20 protein-coding genes and 1 riboswitch are annotated in these 22,214 nt (G+C 39.5%); of the genes, 2 read left to right on the forward strand and 18 right to left on the reverse strand.

Features of this window, described 5'->3' with window-relative positions:
* Positions 1-15: 15 nt before the first annotated feature.
* From F0Q01_RS13490 to F0Q01_RS13505, 4 genes are all read right to left on the reverse strand, one after another.
* Complete coding sequence (locus F0Q01_RS13490; protein WP_163927284.1) at positions 16-1,287, reverse strand: SseB family protein; 1,272 nt, start codon at positions 1,285-1,287, stop codon at positions 16-18.
* Positions 1,288-1,413: 126 nt separating this feature from the next.
* The gene (locus F0Q01_RS13495; RefSeq protein ID WP_090489921.1) at positions 1,414-2,916 is read right to left on the reverse strand and encodes a zinc-ribbon domain-containing protein; all 1,503 of its coding nucleotides are present in this window, start codon (positions 2,914-2,916) and stop codon (positions 1,414-1,416) included.
* A 60-nt stretch (positions 2,917-2,976) separates the two neighbouring features.
* Complete coding sequence (locus F0Q01_RS13500; RefSeq protein WP_090489924.1) at positions 2,977-3,840, reverse strand: hypothetical protein; 864 nt, start codon at positions 3,838-3,840, stop codon at positions 2,977-2,979.
* Positions 3,841-3,919: 79 nt separating this feature from the next.
* The gene (locus tag F0Q01_RS13505; protein WP_090489926.1) at positions 3,920-4,333 is read right to left on the reverse strand and encodes a hypothetical protein; all 414 of its coding nucleotides are present in this window, start codon (positions 4,331-4,333) and stop codon (positions 3,920-3,922) included.
* Between the two features lie 194 nt (positions 4,334-4,527).
* Between F0Q01_RS13505 and mscL the strand changes: the two genes are divergently transcribed.
* The gene (gene mscL / locus F0Q01_RS13510; protein WP_090151463.1) at positions 4,528-4,974 is read left to right on the forward strand and encodes a large conductance mechanosensitive channel protein MscL; all 447 of its coding nucleotides are present in this window, start codon (positions 4,528-4,530) and stop codon (positions 4,972-4,974) included.
* 151 nt (positions 4,975-5,125) lie between these two features.
* Here the strand turns inward: mscL and F0Q01_RS13515 are convergent, their stop codons facing one another.
* The 7 genes from F0Q01_RS13515 to holA all read right to left on the reverse strand — a co-directional run bounded on the left by F0Q01_RS13515 (position 5,126) and on the right by holA (position 13,885).
* A complete protein-coding gene (locus F0Q01_RS13515) occupies positions 5,126-5,983 on the reverse strand; it encodes an undecaprenyl-diphosphate phosphatase (protein WP_090489959.1) in 858 nt (285 codons plus the stop codon).
* Between the two features lie 137 nt (positions 5,984-6,120).
* Positions 6,121-6,819, reverse strand: a complete 699-nt coding sequence (locus F0Q01_RS13520) for a GTP pyrophosphokinase (protein WP_090151653.1) — start codon at positions 6,817-6,819, stop codon at positions 6,121-6,123.
* Between the two features lie 348 nt (positions 6,820-7,167).
* Positions 7,168-7,431: a hypothetical protein gene (locus F0Q01_RS13525; RefSeq protein WP_090151460.1), complete on the reverse strand. Its 264-nt coding sequence runs from the start codon at positions 7,429-7,431 to the stop codon at positions 7,168-7,170.
* A 16-nt stretch (positions 7,432-7,447) separates the two neighbouring features.
* Positions 7,448-8,254 (reverse strand): TrmH family RNA methyltransferase, encoded by an 807-nt coding sequence (locus F0Q01_RS13530; RefSeq protein ID WP_090489929.1) that lies wholly within the window; start codon positions 8,252-8,254, stop codon positions 7,448-7,450.
* Positions 8,238-9,224 carry a 6-phosphofructokinase gene (pfkA, locus tag F0Q01_RS13535; protein WP_090151453.1) on the reverse strand — a complete coding sequence of 329 codons (987 nt, stop codon included), beginning with the start codon at positions 9,222-9,224 and terminating at the stop codon, positions 8,238-8,240. The genes F0Q01_RS13530 and pfkA overlap by 17 nt, the downstream gene beginning before the upstream one ends.
* A 96-nt stretch (positions 9,225-9,320) precedes the next feature.
* Complete coding sequence (locus F0Q01_RS13540; RefSeq protein WP_090489933.1) at positions 9,321-12,833, reverse strand: DNA polymerase III subunit alpha; 3,513 nt, start codon at positions 12,831-12,833, stop codon at positions 9,321-9,323.
* A 17-nt stretch (positions 12,834-12,850) separates the two neighbouring features.
* Positions 12,851-13,885, reverse strand: coding sequence for a DNA polymerase III subunit delta (holA, locus tag F0Q01_RS13545; protein ID WP_090489935.1), 1,035 nt, complete (start codon positions 13,883-13,885; stop codon positions 12,851-12,853).
* Between the two features lie 144 nt (positions 13,886-14,029).
* Here holA and F0Q01_RS13550 point away from each other — a divergent pair, with 144 nt between their 5' ends.
* Positions 14,030-14,392 (forward strand): hypothetical protein, encoded by a 363-nt coding sequence (locus tag F0Q01_RS13550; protein ID WP_090151443.1) that lies wholly within the window; start codon positions 14,030-14,032, stop codon positions 14,390-14,392.
* A gap of 109 nt (positions 14,393-14,501) precedes the next feature.
* Here F0Q01_RS13550 and F0Q01_RS13555 read toward each other — a convergent pair whose 3' ends face one another.
* The 7 genes from F0Q01_RS13555 to F0Q01_RS13585 form a co-directional block, all read right to left on the reverse strand.
* Positions 14,502-16,040: a DHH family phosphoesterase gene (locus F0Q01_RS13555; RefSeq protein ID WP_163927286.1), complete on the reverse strand. Its 1,539-nt coding sequence runs from the start codon at positions 16,038-16,040 to the stop codon at positions 14,502-14,504.
* 91 nt (positions 16,041-16,131) lie between these two features.
* Positions 16,132-17,865 (reverse strand): EAL domain-containing protein, encoded by a 1,734-nt coding sequence (locus F0Q01_RS13560; RefSeq protein ID WP_090151438.1) that lies wholly within the window; start codon positions 17,863-17,865, stop codon positions 16,132-16,134.
* Between the two features lie 53 nt (positions 17,866-17,918).
* On the reverse strand, positions 17,919-19,220 hold the full coding sequence (locus F0Q01_RS13565) for a bifunctional folylpolyglutamate synthase/dihydrofolate synthase (protein ID WP_090489939.1): 1,302 nt from the start codon (positions 19,218-19,220) through the stop codon (positions 17,919-17,921).
* A complete protein-coding gene (locus F0Q01_RS13570; RefSeq protein ID WP_090489941.1) occupies positions 19,207-19,722 on the reverse strand; it encodes a folate family ECF transporter S component in 516 nt (171 codons plus the stop codon). The genes F0Q01_RS13565 and F0Q01_RS13570 overlap by 14 nt, the downstream gene beginning before the upstream one ends.
* Positions 19,723-19,787: 65 nt before the next feature.
* Positions 19,788-19,883, reverse strand: a riboswitch (THF riboswitch).
* Positions 19,884-19,975: 92 nt separating this feature from the next.
* Complete coding sequence (locus F0Q01_RS13575) at positions 19,976-21,331, reverse strand: hypothetical protein (RefSeq protein ID WP_090489943.1); 1,356 nt, start codon at positions 21,329-21,331, stop codon at positions 19,976-19,978.
* A gap of 36 nt (positions 21,332-21,367) precedes the next feature.
* On the reverse strand, positions 21,368-21,703 hold the full coding sequence (locus tag F0Q01_RS13580; protein WP_090489945.1) for a hypothetical protein: 336 nt from the start codon (positions 21,701-21,703) through the stop codon (positions 21,368-21,370).
* Positions 21,697-22,209 carry a hypothetical protein gene (locus F0Q01_RS13585; RefSeq protein ID WP_163927288.1) on the reverse strand — a complete coding sequence of 171 codons (513 nt, stop codon included), beginning with the start codon at positions 22,207-22,209 and terminating at the stop codon, positions 21,697-21,699. The genes F0Q01_RS13580 and F0Q01_RS13585 overlap by 7 nt, the downstream gene beginning before the upstream one ends.
* Between the last annotated feature and the right edge of the window lie 5 nt (positions 22,210-22,214).

Genomic DNA, 22,214 nt, shown 5'->3' on the forward strand with positions numbered 1-22,214 from the left:
ATAACTCCTAACTAACTACTTACTATAAATAACCATCTTGTCCTTATGCTGAGCAACAATGTCGTCAATTGCCTTGATTTTGCCCTTAACAGCATACTCAATTTGCTTAATCTCCTGTGTAAGTGGATTAATCTCTTTGAAAATCGCCTCCATATGTGGCTTCATCTGCTCTGGTGTGTATTCTTCAGGGAACTCAAGCACAATCAAATGACGAACTACTTTTGTAGACTCCTCAACCTTTGTAAGGAAGGCAATAGATAAAATATCTTCATGGCCTGTTCCATATTCAACAAGCTGCTGGCGAATAGCGGTAATCTCCTCTGTCTCCTTTGGAAGACCAAGAAGAATCTTCTGACCTGCCTTCTGCTTCTCCTCGTGAATCATCTCGCCCTGATTTTCTCCAAATTCATGCTTATATCCAGGGGTATTTGTGATTGTATCAAGGTATGGAATTGGAAGTGTGCAAGGTACCTTGTTAAATGGATTGATAGCGATACCTGCATATACATCGCCGCGTTTTAGCATGCCGTAAAGCTGCTGAAAACTAAGTATCTGTGTATGGACTTTTTGACCATCCTTAGAAAGTCCCTCCCATCTACGAAGAGACTGCCAATCTGTAAATAATGGAAGCACCATGCTATCCTTACCCTCAGGTGTACCTGTAAGCTTAACTCCAGATTTGAGCATATAAAATGCCACCTTAGTGTTCTTGTCTATCTGAGCTATTCCCTTGTCATTAAGCTTTGGCTCAATATCAAGCTTGATAGGTGTAATATAGTGAGCATGGCTAACCCAATAAGATAATACAGCGTGATAACTATTGTCCTTGCCGTATTTAGCCATACCTGTAATAACACCCGCTAATGCTGCATTTTCTGCAAATGTCTTAGCATCAGCATCGCCCTCAGGTCCCAAGTTTGTAAGCACTGCAAACTTTTTAATCTCAACATCAGAATCAAGTTCAAGCTGAAGGGAAACTGTAGTATCCTCTGCCTCATCAACAATAGCAGTTCTATCATCTATCTTTGCTTCAATTGCGAGGATTTTGGTACTAACAGGCGCCACACCTGGCTGATAAACAAATACTGTCTCATCCTTTGAAATCTTACCATTTAGTGCACCAATAACAACTCGTCCCTCGCCATCTAGCATAGTGGTGACATTTTCTACTAATATAGAAAAACGCTCTGCGCCATCCACATCAGTAATCTCTGTATTTTCTAATGTGAGCTTCTCTTCTGATTTTTCAGCTGATTGCTCCTTTTTCCTCTTGTCAAATAAACCCATAACAAAAACTCTCCTTAATTTAGTAATCCCTAACATTATAGTCTATCTTGGGGTAAAAAAAAACACCATCCAGCCCGAAATGGGCCGGATGGCAAAGATTTAATAATTATTAAATTTATTTAATTTTTAGAAGCTGTATGTTACATCATAAACACTTTCGAAGTAACTAAAATCGTCTTTAATAGCATTCAAGCTTTGATATACATCGAAAATTCCATAAGTGTCGTCTGCTGTAACAGTCTGCTTATCAGCACTAATTACAGCATCTGAGAACTCAACAACTGGATATGCCTCAACTGAGTTTCTGCCATCAGTAACCTGTGTTGAGAACACCAACAGAAGATAATTTCCTCTTCCAGTATCAACTACAGTTGCACCAGCAAATTGTATATCAGTTGCCTTAACCTCACTGCCAGTTGCGTAGGAAATATCATCCTCAATTTCTGTTATAGATATATCAATTAAATCAGATAAATTCGACTCATTAAGGTCATTTGCATCTGTAACATAAGAACCAAGTCCCTCTACAGTGTACTCCTTCTCAAACTCAGTAGGAATACATCCATATTTATCTGCGCAATACTCAAGAAGCTCATCCTCTTCCTTATCGCCAAATGTAAGTGTAATTACCTCACCCTCTTCTAGATAAGAATCAGAATCAAAGGTGAATGAAAGATCATCATATATCTCTTTGTCATTTACGATTTCTACATCAGCATCGGCTTCCCCTGTTACACCAGTGAAAACAACCTCGATATCATCAAATGGATTGAATGTATCACATTCCTTAAGGCCATCTACCTTAAACTTCTGAGTTTCAGCAACAATGATTACATCATATTTTTTCTGGATTCTATCAGCCTTAACCTTGTACTCAAGTTTTACTTCATCACCATTTGAAAGCTTAGAAGACTTGTCTAGTGAATAAGAGAACAATGCGCCAACTTCATCTTCCATATATTCGCCTGCTTTTTTAGCAGATGAGAAATGGTCATCTTTCTCATATTTTGTCTTTTCTTTGAAGCTTGCTCTATCATAAACTTCTGCCCAGAACTCATCATCAAGTTCTACTGTAGCCTTGCCTACAGTATTATAACCATCAAATTTAACCGTAATATAGTCTGCAACCTTTACAGTGTGTCTCTTATCATGAACAAATCTCGCCAAGAACACACCACCAACAATAAGAGCTACAAGAAGAACTGCTCCAACAATATATCCCCATACAGGAATCTTTTTAAAGATGCTAGGCTTCTTTGGTGCTGCAGCCTGTGGCTGTGGAGCAACTTGTGGCTGTGGTGCTACCTGTGGCTGTGGTGCTACCTGTGGCTCTGGTGCTACCTGTGGCTGTGGTGCTACCTGTGGCTCTGGTGCTACCTGTGGCTCTGGTGCTACCTGTGGCTCTGGTGCTACCTGTGGCTCTGGTGCTACCTGTGGCTCTGGTGCTACTTGTGGCTCTGAAACTACTTCTTGTGCCAATTCCTCAGTTACATCAGAAACTACTTCTGCTGCAGCTGGAGCCTCTGGTGCGAATTCTGGTGCCACTTCTGGAACATCCTGTTTTGCACCACAATTAGTACAGAACAATGCACCTTCTTCTAACTTTGTACCGCATTTTTCACAAAACATAATAATTTCCTCTCAATAAACATATTAACAACTAATTTTCATCAAATGCTAATATAATCGTTAATTAAACATTCCCATGTATTCACTCATATCATCCATAATACTTAATGCAGAATCTAATGCATCAGAAATACCTGTAACCTTGAAAATGATTAATACTACAATTGTAGTAACAATACCAAGGGTAACAAGATATACAATAGCACCCTTATTCTCTGAACCTGTATGCATTACATGGAATACATAAGCTGTATGAACTGCACCAACTACAATCCAAGCAAAAATTAATGCTATACCAAAAAGGTAACCATTAAGAGCAAATACAATACTAATAATAATTGTAAATAAACTAGATGTAAGTGTTGTGTAACTAAAAACTGCAAGAGAATTTAAGAAACTGCCCTCTACAGTCTTTGTCAAGAATGCAATCACTGCAAGGAAAAGTTTAATACCAAGAATTACTAATGTAATTTCAAGAGCTCTCACAAAATCCTTGAAACATAAGCTAAAACAAAGAAGTGAAAGAACAATAAAGATTCCACCATAAATAAACTGTGCAGCATGTGTTGTAGCTGCATAAGCCTCCTCAACACCAGCAAGTGGTGCTGTAAAGAACTTTTTAATAAGGCTGCCCATCTGAGGACCTATATTACTAGCAATAGCTGACGCCTGTGAAGGCTGAGCAGAAACTGTAACCTGAGGCTGTGGCGCAACCTGTGGCTGTGGTGCTGCCTGTGGCTGTGGCGCTGCCTGTGGCTGTGGTGCTGCCTGTGGCTGTGGCGCTGCCTGTGGCTGTGGCGCTACCTGTGGCTGTGGTGCTGCCTGTGGCTGTGGTGCCGCTGTTGCTCTTGCTGCCTGCGCCTCAGGACAATTGCATACCTGTCCTTCTGGAATTTGACTTCCGCAATATTTACAAAATGCCATATTATTTCCTCCCTTAATCTAAATAAAATTACGCTGAATTCATTATTACATATTCGTAAAATAATATCAAGTAATTATTTTATAAATACTTTTTGATTAAGTCATCGACAATAGGAACATTGATAGTTTGGTGCTTTAAAGCCTTTACAGCTAATACCAAGAAAAAGATAATTCTCACAATATCAATTGCGTTAGTAATCAAACCAAGCCCAGTCACAAGCTTGTATGAGTCCCAACCTGCATCAAGAATACTTGTTAAATCACCAAACCATCTAACAACAGTTGGCAAAAGATTAATTGCATTTATAAAGAAACTAAAGACCATAAGTGTAGCGATAGCCTTGACCGCCATCTCCTTAAGCCACTGATCATCCTCTTTCAATAGTACATAAAGTACCATGAGTCCAGCGAAAACATAGCCTCCAGCAAGAGCTCCTACAAAAATTCCTGCTGCCAATAGCTCCTTAGCAATACCTAAATTTGATTTTTCCATCATAAACCTCCGCTTATTAAAAAATAATTAGTGTTTTCACACTTAAATATTAGATTAGCATATCTTAAATAAATATTGTAGTTTTTATTTTTATTCAGATTTTACACAGCTCTAGGGCTTTTTCTTCTATAAATATACTGCTATAATAATTCTGACAATTAATTGACACTTCAGCTTAGAAAGGGAGGTAATCTATGAGCGGAAAGAAAGGTTTTATTGGAGAATTTAAAGAGTTTATTCTTCGCGGTAATGTTATGGACATGGCTGTCGGTGTTATCGTAGGTGGCGCATTCACAGCTATCGTTACTTCTTTGAATGAGGATATCCTTACACCAATCCTTGGTATCTTTGGTGGAACAGATTTCTCTGAGTTAAAAGTAACACTTGGCTCTGGCGAAAATGCACCTACTCTTCTTTATGGAAATTTCATTACAGCAGTTATTAATTTCCTTATTACTGCTTTTGTTATTTTCATCATTATCAAATCAATCAACAAGGCATCGGAAAAGGCTGCTGCTCTTGTAAAGAAAAATAAAGAAGATGCTGAGGCTGCTGCTCCTACAGAAAAGGAGTGCCCATACTGCTTCAGCAAAATTGATATTAAGGCAACTCGTTGCCCACACTGTACATCAGAATTATAATCTATAATCCGCTAGTTACGTTCACAAGCCTTAGATTCTCTCCGCTAATCTAACACGATTACCATGAGAGAACTAAGAGCTTGTGAACTACTAGCTCATTAAAATAAGCCCCGCTATGCGCATGCACAACGGGGCTTTTACTATGCGTATTTTACTGAATTAATCCAATGGCGCCACAGGCAACTACTATGATTCCAAGTGCAATTCTGTACCATCCGAACACCTTAAAATCATGCTTCTTGATGTAGCCCATTAAAAACTTAATTACAAACATTGAAACTACAAATGCTACAACCATTCCCACCAAGAGGATGGCTGCTTCCATTCCTGTAAAATCAAGGCCAAACTTTACTATCTTAAGTAAGCTAGCTCCCAACATAACAGGAATTGCCAAATAGAATGTATACTCAGCCGCAACAGTTCTTGATACGCCGATAATCAAAGCACCAACAATTGTAGCTCCCGAACGAGATGTGCCAGGGAAAATAGCAGCTATAAGCTGAAACATACCTATAAGAAAAGCTGTCATATAAGAAATATCTGCAACAGCAGTAATCTTAGCATTTTTACCTGCATTCATATTTTCAACAATAATAAATGCCACACCAAAAACAATAAGAGCAAGTGCCACTGGAATTGGGTGATAGAAAAGCTCTTCAAACAAATCATCCCAAAGCACTCCTACAACAGCCGCTGGAATACATGACAATAAGATATGAAACCAAAGTACAAAAATATCTTTTTTAATCCAAGCGCCCACACCTGATTTACTAAGTGGAGCCACATTTGTCTTCTTACCAAATGGCCAAATCTTATTCCAGAAAATAATCACTACCGCCAAAATGGCACCAAGCTGAATAACCACCTGGAACATGCTGTAAAACTCCTCTGAAACATCAAGCTTTACAATCTCATCCAAAAGAATCATATGTCCAGTACTACTAATAGGAAGCCACTCTGTAATTCCCTCTACGATACCAAACAAAATAGCTTTTATAATTTCTAACATTCCACTATCCTCCATTAACACCTCCTAGTTACCGCTACAAGCTGTTAGGAGGTTATTGTGTCTTATTAATTAGAAAAAACACTGTCGGGAAATCCCAACAGTGTTTATCATATCATATTCAATTGTATAAGAAAATGTTATAGGGTATTACCCTCTACAACTTTCCCCTGCCATCCATTAGTATGGCGCTTCTCCTCACGTTGACGCTCAGCCTCTTCTAACTTGGTCTGCATAATTGCCTCGTTAAGCTGAAGCATCTTGGTATCCATCATAGATACAATCTCAGAACACTCTCTCAAATCTCTACTGATGTAATCAGGCGCATTACCCTCGAACTTATAGTAAATCTTGTGCTCAAGGCTGGCCCAGAAATCCATACCGATTGTACGTATCTGAATCTCCACCTTTGTATCTACTGTCTTATCTGACAAATAAATCGGAATCTTAACGAGCATATGATAGCTCTTATAACCCGAAGGCTTAGGATTCTTGATATAATCCTTAATCGAAATAACAGTAACATCAGTCTGACGACCAATCATCTCTGCTATCTCATAAATATCTGATGTAAAGGAACATACAATTCTAACACCTGCAATATCATTACAATGCTCAATCATACTAGGAATCGAAACATCATAGCCATTCTTCTTAAGCTTCTTAACAATACTCTCAGGAGTCTTAACTCTAGTCTTAATATATTCAATTGGATTATATTGATGTACCTGCTGAAACTCATCATTTAAAATCTCAACCTTGGTACGGAATTTCTTAATCGCGGATTCATACAAAAGCATGACGGTATTCCAAGAATTCACGCCATCATCCTGAAACATATTCATGTCCACAATTCTCCACCTCCCATCTAGGCTCCCACTTATATATTACCATAAATCCCCCTTAATTTTTATTAATACTTTATTAAATATCTCCCATCCGCCCAGAAAATCCCTAGCCGCTCCAAAAAATAAGGCACAGCCCCGCATCCCATGGCACAAACAATTTCGCAATTCTAACACTATAGTTTGCGGAAGACAGACATGAACGATATCTAAAATAGCTTCCACTCAAGAATTAGGATAATTGGCTCACTCCAAAATCACGCCATTATTCCTAATCTTGCCTTGGAAGCTATGTATAAAAATATATATGTCTGTTTTCCACATACAATGGATGGGAAATATTTAGTCTTCATCAAGGATGTGGATTTCCAGGTAGTCGAAAGGGATTTCGTCTACGAAGTTGTCGCGAGTGAATCGGGCCTTGCCGTGGCGCTTGAACTCGCGGATGGTAGAGTCTAGCCATACTGGCTTGCTGGTGTCGAACTCGTAGCTTGCCTTATCTACTGCTGCAAAAATTTTGTGTGTGCGAGTCTCCTCAGAGTAATCCTCCCACACATAATCCTGAAGCATATGATTGTCTTTCCATGATTTAAACCAAATACGCATAAAACCTCTCTAGTAATTAATATCTTTGACGATGTGTTTCGTACATAAGTAGACTGGCGGCAACTGATGCATTGAGAGACTCGAGCTGTCCCTCCATAGGTATTTTAAGATATGAGGTAGCCAAGTCTGCCATCTCATCTGTAAGTCCGTTGCCTTCGTTACCTATCATAAATGCAGTAGGCCCCTTAAAATCAAGCTCGGTATAGAACTTGTCTCCCTTAAGGTGTGCTGCATATACAGCCACACCGTATTTATCCTCAAGTGTCTTGATGGTATCTCCCAAATCAGAGACTATCAAATGTGGCACCCTAAAAATGCTACCCATAGTAGAGCGCACCACCTTTGGAGAATAGATATCTACGGTAGTGTTGTTCATGATAATGCCAGTGGCGCCTGCACCCTCAGCTGTACGGACAATAGTGCCCATGTTACCAGGATCCTGCAATGACTCCAGGATAATAATATGCGCTGGCCTTCCTGAAGTGGCTCCTAAAATATCCTCCAAAGAGAAATCCTGCATCTTAACTAATGCCAGCACTCCCTGTGGTGTAACTGTATCACACATTGAGTTGAATACTGACTTTGCCACCTCTTCACAAGGAACATCAGAAGCTTTTGCCTTAATCTCAGCCAAAAATTCTTTGCCATCGGCAGAGTCGCCAAAGCCCTCTATATAATAGATGGCATGCAAAAGGTCGCCCGGCACCTCAGCTACCGCGCGAATCCCCTCAACCACAAAAAGCCTTTGAGCGCGACGCTCTCTGGCTTTTTTGTTAAGTGCAATTATGTTTTTAATCTGATTGTTATTAGTACTTGTAATCATTGTTCAAAGACTTGCAAATCTGATACTGATACTCATCAACATCCTTCTTCATAGCAAGTGCCTCATCGATATCAAAGTCGATGAACTCACCGTGTCTGTAACCAACTACACGGTTAGTCTTGCCCTCGCAAAGAAGGTCAACTGCCATAGCACCCATTGTAGATGCATATACACGGTCCTTACATGTAGGTGAACCACCACGCTGCATGTGACCAAGAATAGTAGCACGTGTCTCAATACCTGTAGCTGCCTCGATACGCTTAGCCATAGAAGTAGAATGACCGATACCCTCAGCATTGATAATGATGTGGTGCTGCTTACCCTTCTTACGTCCCTCGATGATGTGATTAACAAGCTTCTGCTCATCGTAATCATATCTCTCTGGAAGGAGAACATCCTCAGCACCGTTAGCAATACCGCACCAAAGAGCGATATAACCAGCGCCACGTCCCATAACCTCGATAATAGAGCAACGCTCATGAGATGTAGATGTATCACGAACCTTATCGATAGCTTCCATAGCTGTGTTAACAGCTGTATCGAAACCGATTGTGTACTCTGTACAAGCAATATCAAGATCGATAGTACCTGGAAGACCGATTGTGTTAATTCCGAACTTAGAAATCTTCTGAGCACCCTTGAAAGAACCGTCACCACCGATAACAACAAGACCGTCGATACCAGCTGCGATTGCATTCTTAGCTGCCTTCTCCTGATACTCAGGATCAAGCATCTCTAAACAACGTGCTGTCTGAAGAATAGTACCACCACGCTGAATAGTCTCAGAAACGCTGTGTGCATTCATATCTATAATTTCACCAGAAAGAAGTCCCGCATAACCTCTTCTGATTCCCTTAACTGTCTTTCCTCTGGCAATAGCCTGACGAACAACGGCACGGATAGCCGCATTCATACCAGGGGCATCACCACCTGAAGTAAGAACACCGATAGTTTTTACTTTATCTGCCATTTTGATTATTCCTCCTAATATCCCGCTTCAAAACAATTCCTTGTAATTTTATACTCTTTTGTAAACGTTTTCAATAGGCATTTTATCAATTATTTGCTAGTATCTACGCTTTCCACTGTCGAATTTTATCTTCTTTTCCACCACCTGGACATTTTCCTGTCCAAAGTTTTGGTATAGAACCTCAAGATTTTCTAGGGAAGCAGCCAGCGTCCAGTTAGGACCCATACGCTTTATCGCCTTCTCTTCTGTAAGGTAAATAGCCAGTCCATCGCTTCCATCCATCTGTCTGATAATCTCAGTCAACTGGCCCTCTGCAGCTTCATAAGCATCTTTATTGGCAAAACGAATCCAAACTTCTCTTCCACAATCATCAAAAGATTTGATATCCTGACAAATCAGCTTGGCATCCTTTTCTTCCTCAACCTGAACTCGACCCTGAATGAATACCTTATTACCCTCTGAAATTAGAGAGCGAGCCTTCTCATAGCTGTTAGGGAAAATAACCACCTCTACTGTGCCGGTCAAATCCTCCAAGTTGATAAATGCCATGGCCTTGCTCTGCTTGGTGTATTTAATAGTAACGCCACTAATCATGCCGCCAATTACAACCACACTATCATCTTCTACCGCTGCCTGACCTGTCTCATCATCCACCATAAACTGGGAAGCCTTTGCAGTAATATTTTTCTCAAGCAATCCAATATAATCATCAAGAGGATGTCCACTTACATATACACCCATCAGCTCTTTTTCAAGGGCAAGCTTGATTTCCTTGTCAAATTCCTCTGCCTCAGGAAGGGCTATTTTCAAATCTTCTTTTTGCTCATCATTTGCAAAATCAAAAAGTGACATCTGCCCCTGAATGTTATTTTTCTTGCCACTGTTAACTGAATCTAATATAGAAGGGAAAATCAAACATTTCTGACGACGATTTCCTTCCATAGAATCAAGAGCGCCTGATTTAATCAGATTCTCAATAGTACGCTTGTTGGCGTCGTAGTTGCTAACGCGATTGATGAAGTCCTCCAAATCTCTGAATGGACCATTTTTCTCTCTGTCGTAAATAATAGCATCTATAGTATTGCGACCAACAGATTTGATAGCGTAAAGGCCATATCGAATCTTGCCATCATCAACAGAGAATCTGCCGCTTCCGCTATTTACATCAGGAGGCAACACATCGATTCCGTTGGTTCTGCAGACTGCAATGTACTCAGAAACCTTGCCATTGTTATCGATAACAGATGTCATAAGGGCAGCCATGAACTCAAGTGGGTAGTATCTCTTGAGGTAAGCTGTCTGGATGGCAACAACCGCATAGGCTGCTGCATGACTCTTGTTAAATGCATACTTGGCAAAATCAACCATGTGGTCGTAAATCTTGTTGGCAACCTCTGCCGAGATGCCATTGGCCACGCAGCCAGGAATCTTAGTAATTTTGCCTGTGATGTGATTTTCAATCTGTCCACCGTTAACGAAAATCTCACGATTCTCTTCGATGACATATTGCTTTTTCTTACTCATGGCACGACGAATTTCATCAGCGCCACCAAGAGAATAACCTGCAAGCTGCTGAACTATCTGCATAACCTGCTCCTGATAAACAATACATCCGTAGGTCGGAGCAAGAATCGGCTCAAGCTGAGGACAGTCGTAGGTAATCTCCTCACCTGAGTTCTTTCCCTTAATGTAATCTGGAATGAAATCCATAGGACCTGGACGGTAAAGGGAAATACCAGCGATAACATCCTCGATAGAATGAGGCTTAAGCTCTTTCATGAAGTTCTTCATGCCGGTAGATTCCAGCTGGAAAACGCCCTCGCATTTACCTGCAGAAATCATATCCATAACAGCCTGGTCATTGTAATCAATCTCATCCATGTTAAGCTTCTTGCCGTAGTTTTTCTCCACAAGCTTAACAGCATCATTTATAACAGTGAGAGTTCTAAGGCCAAGGAAGTCCATCTTCAAAAGGCCAAGCTCTTCGATTGTAGTCATAACAAACTGGGTAACAATGGTACCATCACCGCCGCGAGAAAGTGGGACATACTCATCCATTGGCTTGCCGGCAATAACAACACCGGCAGCATGCATACCAGTATTTCTAGGCAGACCCTCAAGTGTTCGGGCAACATCGATGAGATTTCTCACCTGATCATCAGCCTCGTAGAGAGCCTTCAACTCAGGATTCATGGAAAGAGCCTTGTCCAAGGTAACACCTAAATCGGTAGGAATCATCTTGGCTACGGAATCCACATATCCATAAGGTAAATCCATAACTCGACCTACGTCACGAATAACACCACGAGCCTTCAAAGTACCGAAGGTAACAATCTGAGTCACGCAGTCCTTACCGTATTTACGAACTACATAGTCAATAACCTCGCTGCGTCGCTCAAAGCAAAAATCAATATCTATATCAGGCATGCTGACACGCTCCGGATTAAGGAAACGCTCAAACACAAGTGAATATTTGATTGGATCAATATTAGTAATACCTGTTGTGTAACTAACCAATGCTCCCGCCGCAGAACCACGACCTGGTCCAACAGGAATTCCATGGGTACGGGCATAGTTGATGAAATCCCATACTATAAGGAAATAATCAACGTATCCCATATTTTTAATAACATCAAGCTCATACTCAAGACGAGGCTTTAGCTCCTCTGCTCTATCGCCATAGCGTCTATCAAGTCCCTCGTAGCAGAGCTTATTAAGATAAGTCCATGAATCATATCCCTCAGGCACCTCAAAATGAGGAAGTTTGGTCACGCCAAATTCAAACTCCACGTGACATCTATCAGCAATCTCCTGAGTGCGAGCAACTGCTTCCTTGGCGTAAGGGAAAAGCTCAAGCATCTCCTCCTCAGACTTAACATAAAACTCCTGAGTCTCAAATCTCATTCGATCCTCGTCGTTAAGCTTTTTGCCTGTCTGAATACAAAGCAGTACATCATGGCTGTCTGCATCCTCTCTATTTGTATAATGGCAGTCATTGGTAACAACAAGAGGAATGCCTGTCTCACGAGAAAGTCGCATAAGCCCCTGATTAACAGTCTGCTGCTCGGGAATACCATGGTCCTGCATTTCAAGATAATAGTTGCCCTCACCGAAAAGCTCTAAATATTTATGAGCAACTGCTTTTGCCTCATCATACTGCTGACGATTGAGAGCTCTTGCCACCTCACCTGCCAAGCAAGCAGACAGACAGATAATACCCTCGTGGTACTTCTCGAGAATCTCAAAATCCACACGTGGCTTGTAATAATAACCATCCACATATCCCGCTGAAACTATCTTAATCAGATTCTGATAACCTGCATTATTCTCCGCCAATAAAATAAGGTGATAATATCTATCCTCACCCTGGACACGCTCACGGTCAAATCTAGAGCCAGGTGCCACATACACCTCGCAGCCAATAACAGGATTAATGCCTGCATTTTTACATTCTTTATAAAAATCAACTACACCATACATATTTCCATGGTCAGTGATTGCCGCAGCAGTCATGCCCATATCCACACACTTTTTTACATAGGATTTTATTTTATTTGAACCATCTAACAGTGAATATTCTGTATGGGTGTGCAGATGTACAAAACTCATACACTTTCCTTTCTAGCTTAAGAAGCCTTGCCTGCATATTTCATAATAAGCAGTTCAATAGCCATTTTATCATTTAAAAGTCCAGTATTAATCTGCTGTAGATACTGGGCTGAATCATTCAAAATACCGTCAATCTCTGATATAGTCATAAGCTTGGCTCTAGGGATTGTCATCTTGATACCGTACTCACTTTTCGCTCCCATTTTATTTGCAATGGTGCGATAATCATCACCTGCATCGTACAATTCTTTGATTACACGCATGCGTCTAAACTCAGCAATCAAAGCACCTAAAATCTCTCTTGGATTAGTATCAAGAGCCAAATGCTTTTGGTAAATGTCCATGGTCTGTCTCAAATTTTTCTCTGAAATGGAATTAACCAAATCAAATACCTTGGACTCTACGCCGGCAACACATATAGCAGACACATCCTCAGATAGAATCTGCTCTCTGTCGCCCACGTAACTAATGAGCTTTTCAAGCTCTGTATCCATGTTGCTCATGTTGGCATGGGTCATCTTAAGGAAAAGCTGAAAAGCATCCTGCTTCATCATCTTGCCCTCCGCCTTAAGCTTGGCGCCAATCCATTTAGCTAAGTCCGCATCATTTAGCATGGTAAACTCAACTGCAAGTCCAGCTGAGCTTGCTATCTTAAATAGCTTGCTGCGGCCAATTCCAGCATCCTCAAGTACGATGAAAATAACATGAGGTGGCAATGCTGCAAAATACTCTATTAAATCCGGCTCATCTTTTTTCTTAGCGGTAGCAGATCTGCTAGCCAGATTGCATCTCTCTAAAAGAATAACTCTATACTGAGTGCCATCAGCACCTACAGGCTTGGCAAAAAAAGGCATGGTCTCAGCCAAATCGATAATCTCTCTATCACTGATATCCTTGCCATGATATTTGGAGAAATTCATAGTATCTCCCTCGTTGACAAGAGCCTTAATCAGCTTGTCCTTAAACTGCTGCTTCAGGTATTCCTCGTCTCCGTAGAGCAAATATAAATTTCTAAATTTTTCATTTTTAATATCTTCGTTAATTCTTCTCATACACTATTATTCCAAATCCTAATAGGCCATTTGCCCTCGATTTTTATTGTATCAGATTTCATGTTTTTATCACAGTTTATTCAAACATACATTGTATTCTATAGGTACTGAAACTCAAATATTTCACCTACAGGAGGATGGCTCATGGATAGCAGAGAAGACCTGATAAAAGGATTAAGTCAAGCAATGAATGGCTCTAAAGAAGATGAACTGGGCCGTCAGTTTTTCGCAGACACCAACACCCTTAGAACTGGTGCCGCAGGTGGCAATACTGAAGTCAGTGTTTTAGTGTCTAAGGAAGAATTTGCAGGTATTGCAACTGGCCTTGTAAAATACCATATTACAGACAGACGTGGCATCGAAGAAGGTAATGACATTATTTTCAATGAAGTAGAATCTGATGGATTTACCCAGACAGGCCACAAGCTGACAAAACGAGTTATCAATGTAAAATCCTATCTGCAGGTCAAGGGCCTAAAAGACGGTTTTTCTATTGTTTCTTTTTAATTAATATTTGAATGTAAAATGCGCCATTGGCGCTAAATTATAAAGGGCTTTGGTACCTCCCAGTTTAGTTGGATCCCAAAGCCCATTTTTTTGCAATGCAAAACTCTATTTATTCTATTATTTCGTATGTCTTGCTGAAAATATCTCGCTCTATGATGTAAACATCTGAAGTATCGGTCTTTGATACTGCCATAAAATCTCCCGGCTTGCCAAGGTAATAGCTATCTGGGTCCCAGCGAGTAAATACCTTTGTACGTATCTTGATTTCTTTGGCATAAATCTCACCGGTGCCAAGGGAAATACATGAATGAGCAAATGGCAATAGATTCTCGCTATCACCAGTCTCCACAGCCTTGATGGTAGGCGCATACTCGCCCGGATAATTGTAAGGCTCTGATGTAGGCTCATACTTTTTAATGAAATCATCCCATTTCATAGGATAAATCTCACCCTGAATACCAATAGCAATAACAGTATCGTCAGTAACTGGCATATCCACGTCACCCTCAAGGGTACGAATAATGCTGCGAGTACCTGCAGGCACCACATCTGTGGCCTTCACATAGCCCACCTTAATTCGCTTCTTGCGATATGACTGCATACTAGAAGTATCTGCCTTATAGCTGTCAGCATAGATAATCTCAGTATTTCTAAAGTAAGAATGCATACGGCTTCTGAAGAACTGTTGAATAGTAGGAGCGGCATAGTCCATTTCCTGAAGCTCTAATAGCGCACGTCTGATAGAACCACCAGCCTTTACTCTGTGTCCACCACCATCTCCAACACCGTTGCAGATAAACTTAGCTAGCTCGTCAGCCTTTACCTCTCTGACGCAGCTTCGTACTGATATTTTGATACCACCCTCGTGAATAGAGTAGACAAGACAACAGTCCACATCCTCCACCTCAAGCAACATATCAGAAATGATACCAAGGACATTAGGGTCACAAGGGTCAGTTTTTACTATCGTATAATGGTAATCCCTGTAATACTCAGAGCCAAGCAGAGCAATACCTGCTATTCTCAGCTCATCCTGAGATATATTGGAATTTTTAAATTTGGTAATGATAGATACGCTATATTTTAATTCGTCTCGCATATCCATATCCAGAGGATGGTGTACCTCTGAGAAATTGTTGCTATCTGTCATTAATCCATAATACAAGGCAGTTGCCAATAGAATATCATCATTTACCGGAAACTCCTCTTGACGAAGCATATCCCAAACAACCGTCGCACAACTAGCCTGATAAGAACGCACCTCTGAAAGCTCTGGTAAAACTCGAGAAACCTGATGATGATCAATGATGGCAATATTTTTCGCTTCGAACTTTTGAATATTGCCCTCTCCATACTGACTGTCCACTGTGACAATCACATCTGGAAGAATGTCTTTTTCTATATTAAGCAATTCATTGAGCTGCTCCTGATAGCGCACATAATGAACTTTAATGGACAAATCAGAAACCATCAGCTTTAGGTTGCTCTTGGAAATCTCAAAATTGCCGCCGTAAATAAACCTGACATTTTTCCCTTTTGACTTGAGGTATTTGACTACTGCATAACCAGAAGCCAAAGCATCTGCATCAGGATTGTTGTGGCACTGAACTATTATATTTTCGAATTCTAATAACTGTGATAATCTCATGAAATTATTATAATTTTTTTCATGTTGAAAATAAAGTACGAAAGCCGGAAAAAAAGGAGCCTGGATTTCTCCAGACTCCATTAAAAATCAGTTATCCTAACTCTTCCCATTCATACCCCTTAGCGTACATAGAATCAATTAACGCATCCAGTGGCATTGGCTTTGAAAAATAGTATCCCTGAGCCATGTTGCATCCGATTTCCTTTAAGAATTCATAGCTTTCCTCAGTCTCAACGCCCTCGCAAAGCGGAAGAATTCCCATGGCATTGGTAGCACTTACAATGTATTTCATAAGAGGCTTTGATTTTGGATTTTTCTCGTAACCTCTTAAAAATACCATATCAAGCTTTAGTACATCGAACTCATACTCAGCAATAGTGTTAAGTGACGAGTAGCCACTTCCAAAATCATCAATCCAAACATCAAAGTCGGCTTCTCTAATCTTCTTAGTGGCATCCTTGATAATACCTGTATTATCATTAAATGCGCTCTCAGTAATTTCCACCTCAAGCATATTATGCGGAATCTGATATATCTCACAGAAATCAGAAAGCAGCTTAAACACATCACAGACTTCAAAATCAAGTCTTGACACATTGATAGAAACTGGAACCAGCTCCTCCCCCTGGTCGGCAAGCCTCCTGATATCCTGACATACTTTTTTTACCACGAATTCATCTACAAAATGAATCAAGTGGAATTTCTCCAGTGTTTCCACGAAATAGCTAGGAGGAAGCATTCCATCATTTGGATCAATCCATCTAACAAGAGCCTCGTATCCGCATATTTTACCAGTCTCCACACGAATAATAGGCTGGTAGAATACCTTTATATAGTCATTGGCAATAGCCTCATCAATATGGTCAACAACAAACTGTTGTCGGCGCAAGCCATCACGGATTATGTCATCGTAAATACAATAATTTACATCATGACGATTCTTTATACTGTTACAAGCCAGGCGAGCATGATCACATGCTAAACCCACCTCAGCGTGAGGGTCCTCCATGAAATAAATACCAGCCTTGACCTTTACCTTTTTATTTACATCCTCTGTAAGAAGCATCTTTCTGTAGATTTCTTCTACATTTTCAATTACCTCATCCTTTGGAGTGGTTGTAAATACAACAAAGTGGTCATCAGAGAATCTGGCTACAGTAGCGCCGCTAAAAACTGTCCTGATTGTCTTTCCCAAGTCCTTTAGGATTTCGTCACCCATGATAAATCCATGGCGCTCGTTGTAAAGTTTGAAATTTGGAATATCAAAATGAATAAAGGCCACATCCTGACGTCTAAAATCCGGTGAATTCAGAAGCACCTGAACCTTGTTATAGAAAAATGCCATGGTAAGCAAGCCGGTCAGCTCATCGGTCTCACGGTTGGCGGCAAGTACTTCTGCCTCAGCAAACGAGTTGCTAGCATTGTTGGCGTACTCATTCTCCTCAACATCCACTATGAATACATAGTAAAAGCTTCGGCCATTTGGCCAGTGTAAAAGATGTCCAAAGTCCTCTATATATCTGACATCGCCATTCTTAGGAATAATTCTATATCTCACATAATCGTGGCGCTTCTCAGCGTAGATAGTTTGAGCTTCTATCTGATTTTCAATCTTGTGAAAATCATCAGGATGAACCATCCCCTTAAATGTGCCATCCACGTACTCTAAAAATTCATCAAAAGTTTTGCAACCAAAGAGCCTAATTACATTCTCATCTGCAAAGAGTATTTGCTCATTTCCGCCTGCTTCATATATGAAAAATCCACCTGGTAAACCAACTGGCAAACGCCCACTCATATCTGTAATGTAGTAATTGTCACTCATAGCTACCCCCCGGCCTTTAAGACACAGTCAACCTATTTTTGTTGATTGTAGCATTAAAATGTGAAAAAACTTAGTAAATATAATGAACCACATATGCACAAAACATCGTCTTTTTCTACTAGCTTATCCACATCTAATCTGTCTGTATCCGCAGCTGAAATTACCTGAGCTTCAACACCTTTTTCTTTTATTTTTTCAGCTAATTCTCCAGGCGGCATGGTCCTGTCATTTGGCACCGCCATGGTGTAGCATTTTTTCGCTACTGGCAGCAATTCATCAAGGATAATATCCACCTCTTTATCCTTTAGTATTCCCATTAAAAAGGTAATCTTCTTATCAGGGAAATACTGTTGCAATGATTCTCTAAGTACCCTAGCCCCCTGTCTATTGTGACCTCCATCCACAATTACATATGGCTGCCTGCTTACAAGAGTAAATCTACCAAACCATCTAGTATCCTTTATTCCATCCTCTATCATCTCTTCTGAAATATGGAATTTCTTGCTATTAAAGCACTCGTTAAACTTTTTGATAGCAAGAATAGCAAGTGCAGCATTTTCAATCTGATACGTTCCAAGAAGTGAAGTTTCGTAAATACGGTCTATTTCAAAAGTCTGGCCTCTAAGATTTTGCCTGATTAATTTAGGCTTTTTAATGTAATCTATGTGAACCTTTTGCTTTTTGCATGTCTGACTTAGCACCTTTTTTACTTCCGCCTCTTGAATTGCAGATACCACCTTGGTGCCAGGCTTAATTATGCCAGCCTTCTCTGTGGCTATCTCCGTCAAAGTATTCCCCAGAATCGACATATGATCGTAGCTGATTGGCGCTATAACCGTCACTATGGGCGCGGGGATGACATTGGTAGTGTCAACTCTGCCACCCATGCTTACCTCCAAAACAACCACATCGCATTTACGTTTTTTGAAATATAAAAATCCCATTACTGTGAGAATCTCATACTCGCTAGGGTGGATGCCTTTTTTTGCAAGCTTGTCGTAGGCAGGCTTTACCTCTGTAAAAACAGCAGCAAAATCTTCGTCTGAAATCTCTTTTCCATTTACTACAAAAAGCTCATTGTATCTGTGTAAAAAAGGCGAAGCAAAAGTGCCTATTTTCAGTTTCGCCTGATTTAAAATAGACGAAATATAAGCCACAGTAGAGCCTTTTCCATTGGTGCCTGCCACATGAATATACTCCAAATCCATGTGTGGATTATTTAGTTGTTCTAGAAGGGCCAGCTCTGCATCAAGGGAAAACATATCCTTCACAGGTGTCCCTGTAATTTTTGGTGGTTTAAAATGAGGCAATTCCTCAAAAAAAGAAATTGCCTCTTGATAACTATATTTTTTCATAAAGTTTTACGCTCTCAAACGCCTTTAACAATGTGTAAATAATAGCTGTGTTAACTACAAGCATAATTGCTTCCTTAGGAAGACGGTAGAGAATAGTGTTGAAATATCCAAGCTTTAGATAAAGCATGTTGAGCCAGATACTGTTAAGCAGAACACCTACAACCACTGTGTATGTAACCATAGTCACAATCATGCGCTGAAGTGTTACTCTCTTCTTGTAAAGGAAAAGTCCAAAAATCACACCAGTCATCATGCTACTGAATGTAAATCCAGGGAAAAATGGGCCAGTAGGATACATCAAAAATCCTCCTACATCCACAAGTATTCCCATAACTCCAGCGATACCAGGTCCAAGCAAAAGACCTGCCAAGCAAAGTGGCACAAAAGCAAATCGGATTTCAATAAACTGATTGATTGGAAATTTAAAATAACCAAGTACAATACCGATTGCTGTAAGCATTGCTGCAAGTGTGAGTGTTTTAGTGTTAGATAATTTTTTCATAAAAAATACACCTCCTTTGCAGTTCCTTTTGTCTACAATGAAGGTGTATATAAACCTCGCTATGTAGCAGCGGGATGCGACCATAAAACCGCGGGTTACCCTTCGTCTGCGTGACAACTCCCTGTTCACACAGCACTTAACGCTTTACAGTCTACTCTGCATTTCTAATTTTCCTGTATTATATGCGCAAGCCACGTTTAATGCAATAGTTTTTTAGTATTTTCATTGTAAGTCTTTGATATAACTTTTTTCTTTAGTCTTGCACTTCTAGTTCTTTTAGCGCCTGTTTGGCACTCAATTGCGCACCAGCAAATTTGTATTCATAAGAATCACATTCTTTAAATATTTCTTCTATTTCTTTCTCTGAAAGATTACTGTTACTGCTGGAATATGTTCTTGTACCAGCCAGTTCTTTTAACTTCAGCTCATACTCGTCGATTTCACCATCATCATCGATATCCCCATCTTCTTCGTCGATGTTATAGTACTCTTCCTCATAGTTTACCCATTCGTCACCCTCTAGGCGCTCATATGAGACATAATTAATCGCCCCACCCATATCAGAGTCAGCATAATACATGCAGCTGTGACCTGGAGCATATAAGCCACCTTTCGTTCCGCCAGCGCCACCATAAGACCCCTTGATTGTAATGGAGAGGCGGCCATCTTTATATGTGTATATGTCAAAACGACTGTCCCCATAGTCGACCAATAATTCCAGGCAACCTTCACCATCAAAATCAATGAAATCATATTTACAATCAGTCGATGTGTCTTCTTCATTAAAATTAATCATATCGACAAAAGCATCCCTATAATTATCATATTTGCGATAATTGTCCAATGCTTCTTTAATAGTGGAATAATTATCTAATTGGCGCGTTATTTCGCGGGAAGTCTCCTCATCTACAAACAAAGAATAGATGTTATTTATGTCTATATATTTAGACTCCTGCTTTTCAACATCATACTCTCTTGAAAAAAAGGTGCTAAATAATTCTCCGTGAACAAACCAAACTTGCTTTTTGTCCTTTTCATTAGTTCCAGTGATAACTATATCTGTATAATTATCATCTCCAATTTTACACGTTCTTATGTCAGTTATTGTTTTAGGTGGGATATCAAACTCAAGCTTCTCATCAAAAAAATTTTCATTTATCATATAGAAAAATTTTTCATTATTAGAATTCACCCCAAACATAATTGGTTTATCTAAATCTGTTTGTACATCATCTGGAAACTGTATTATATCCCCAACATCATATTCATCCGGATTAAGCTCTTTAGCATCGTCTGCCACTTGCTTAATTTGGGATTTATCGATATCTTTACTTTCATTCCTAATTGAAAAATAGCCAGGCCATTTCTTATCAATGCTAAGCGCTATTTTCCCATCTATTTCAGGTATATATAACTCAGTTTTATAACTTGTATCGCCATCACTCGACCACAAAATTTCTTGTTCGTCATCCAATTTCTCTTTTTTCTGTTCTACCTTATTCAAAGATTTTTCTTTTTGTTTTGCAAAATATCCAAAAGAAAAACATCCTACAATAACCAGCGTCAGAATAACAGTTATTATCAATGCTATTGTTGTATTTTTCCGCATTTTATTTCACTTCTTCCTTTTGAAACTCTTTTACATTTAATGCATCATCCATTTTTTATACCCAATAGTATTCATATATTCAGCAAACTTTTTCATTGCTGTTTCAAATGATAATTCATCTCTATACTCTGTATCTATCTTCTCCCCCATACATACAAGACTTATTTTCCCTTTATGTATTAAGTCTTCAAAAATATCAAACCTTTGAGCCTTCCCTCTAGTTTTCCTGCTAAATATTGCCAAATAATGTGTTAACTGACCTTTTCTTAAAGAATCACAATTAAATCCCCTGTTTTTCGCCTCTCCACCAATTATTCTATTTATTATCTCTTTTTTACTCTTATCCTTTATTATCATGCTTTCCCTTACCAAACAGCATCCTCGAAGTAATACCAGTTATCACAGATTTTCTCAGACCTATACATTATTTTTACTTTTTTAGGACGCCCATCATAAATGTATACCCCTTCTATATCCTCAACAGGATGCCCATAATAATCAATTGCACAACCCTCTGGAGAATAATAAATTCCACATTGAAAATACTCTTCATCTTCTGGCTTATCTTTTAAAAATATAACAACCCTGTCAACACAATCCTCCTCATAATAATCTTTTAATTTTTCTACTGCTATCCGATTAACCGATAACAAATACAATTTATCTACATTATCAACATTAGGACATTCACTTTTTTCTCTATAAACATCAATTTTATCATTAAGATTACCCAATAATTCATCCGCAATTGTTGTTAATTCTTCTCTATTATGTATAACAAATTCTTTAGGATTAGGTTTTAAGAAAATTTCTTTGATAAAGAAAAACATAACAATAAGAATTAATACTATAACTATCGACTTTTTTTTATTCATCACAAAAT

The sequence above is a fragment of the Pseudobutyrivibrio xylanivorans genome (genome assembly GCF_010906925.1).
In the GTDB taxonomy this organism is placed as follows: Bacteria; Bacillota; Clostridia; order Lachnospirales; family Lachnospiraceae; genus Pseudobutyrivibrio.

Bases quoted from the DNA above. Each gene is read 5' to 3' on its own strand.
- F0Q01_RS13490 (WP_163927284.1), bottom strand. From the start codon at position 1,287: ATGGGTTTATTTGACAAGAGGAAAAAGGAGCAATCAGCTGAAAAATCA.
- F0Q01_RS13495 (WP_090489921.1), bottom strand. From the start codon at position 2,916: ATGTTTTGTGAAAAATGCGGTACAAAGTTAGAAGAAGGTGCATTGTTC.
- F0Q01_RS13500 (WP_090489924.1), bottom strand. From the start codon at position 3,840: ATGGCATTTTGTAAATATTGCGGAAGTCAAATTCCAGAAGGACAGGTA.
- F0Q01_RS13505 (WP_090489926.1), bottom strand. From the start codon at position 4,333: ATGGAAAAATCAAATTTAGGTATTGCTAAGGAGCTATTGGCAGCAGGA.
- mscL (WP_090151463.1), top strand. From the start codon at position 4,528: ATGAGCGGAAAGAAAGGTTTTATTGGAGAATTTAAAGAGTTTATTCTT.
- F0Q01_RS13515 (WP_090489959.1), bottom strand. From the start codon at position 5,983: ATGTTAGAAATTATAAAAGCTATTTTGTTTGGTATCGTAGAGGGAATT.
- F0Q01_RS13520 (WP_090151653.1), bottom strand. From the start codon at position 6,819: ATGTTTCAGGATGATGGCGTGAATTCTTGGAATACCGTCATGCTTTTG.
- F0Q01_RS13525 (WP_090151460.1), bottom strand. From the start codon at position 7,431: ATGCGTATTTGGTTTAAATCATGGAAAGACAATCATATGCTTCAGGAT.
- F0Q01_RS13530 (WP_090489929.1), bottom strand. From the start codon at position 8,254: ATGATTACAAGTACTAATAACAATCAGATTAAAAACATAATTGCACTT.
- pfkA (WP_090151453.1), bottom strand. From the start codon at position 9,224: ATGGCAGATAAAGTAAAAACTATCGGTGTTCTTACTTCAGGTGGTGAT.
- F0Q01_RS13540 (WP_090489933.1), bottom strand. From the start codon at position 12,833: ATGAGTTTTGTACATCTGCACACCCATACAGAATATTCACTGTTAGAT.
- holA (WP_090489935.1), bottom strand. From the start codon at position 13,885: ATGAGAAGAATTAACGAAGATATTAAAAATGAAAAATTTAGAAATTTA.
- F0Q01_RS13550 (WP_090151443.1), top strand. From the start codon at position 14,030: ATGGATAGCAGAGAAGACCTGATAAAAGGATTAAGTCAAGCAATGAAT.
- F0Q01_RS13555 (WP_163927286.1), bottom strand. From the start codon at position 16,040: ATGAGATTATCACAGTTATTAGAATTCGAAAATATAATAGTTCAGTGC.
- F0Q01_RS13560 (WP_090151438.1), bottom strand. From the start codon at position 17,865: ATGAGTGACAATTACTACATTACAGATATGAGTGGGCGTTTGCCAGTT.
- F0Q01_RS13565 (WP_090489939.1), bottom strand. From the start codon at position 19,220: ATGAAAAAATATAGTTATCAAGAGGCAATTTCTTTTTTTGAGGAATTG.
- F0Q01_RS13570 (WP_090489941.1), bottom strand. From the start codon at position 19,722: ATGAAAAAATTATCTAACACTAAAACACTCACACTTGCAGCAATGCTT.
- F0Q01_RS13575 (WP_090489943.1), bottom strand. From the start codon at position 21,331: ATGCGGAAAAATACAACAATAGCATTGATAATAACTGTTATTCTGACG.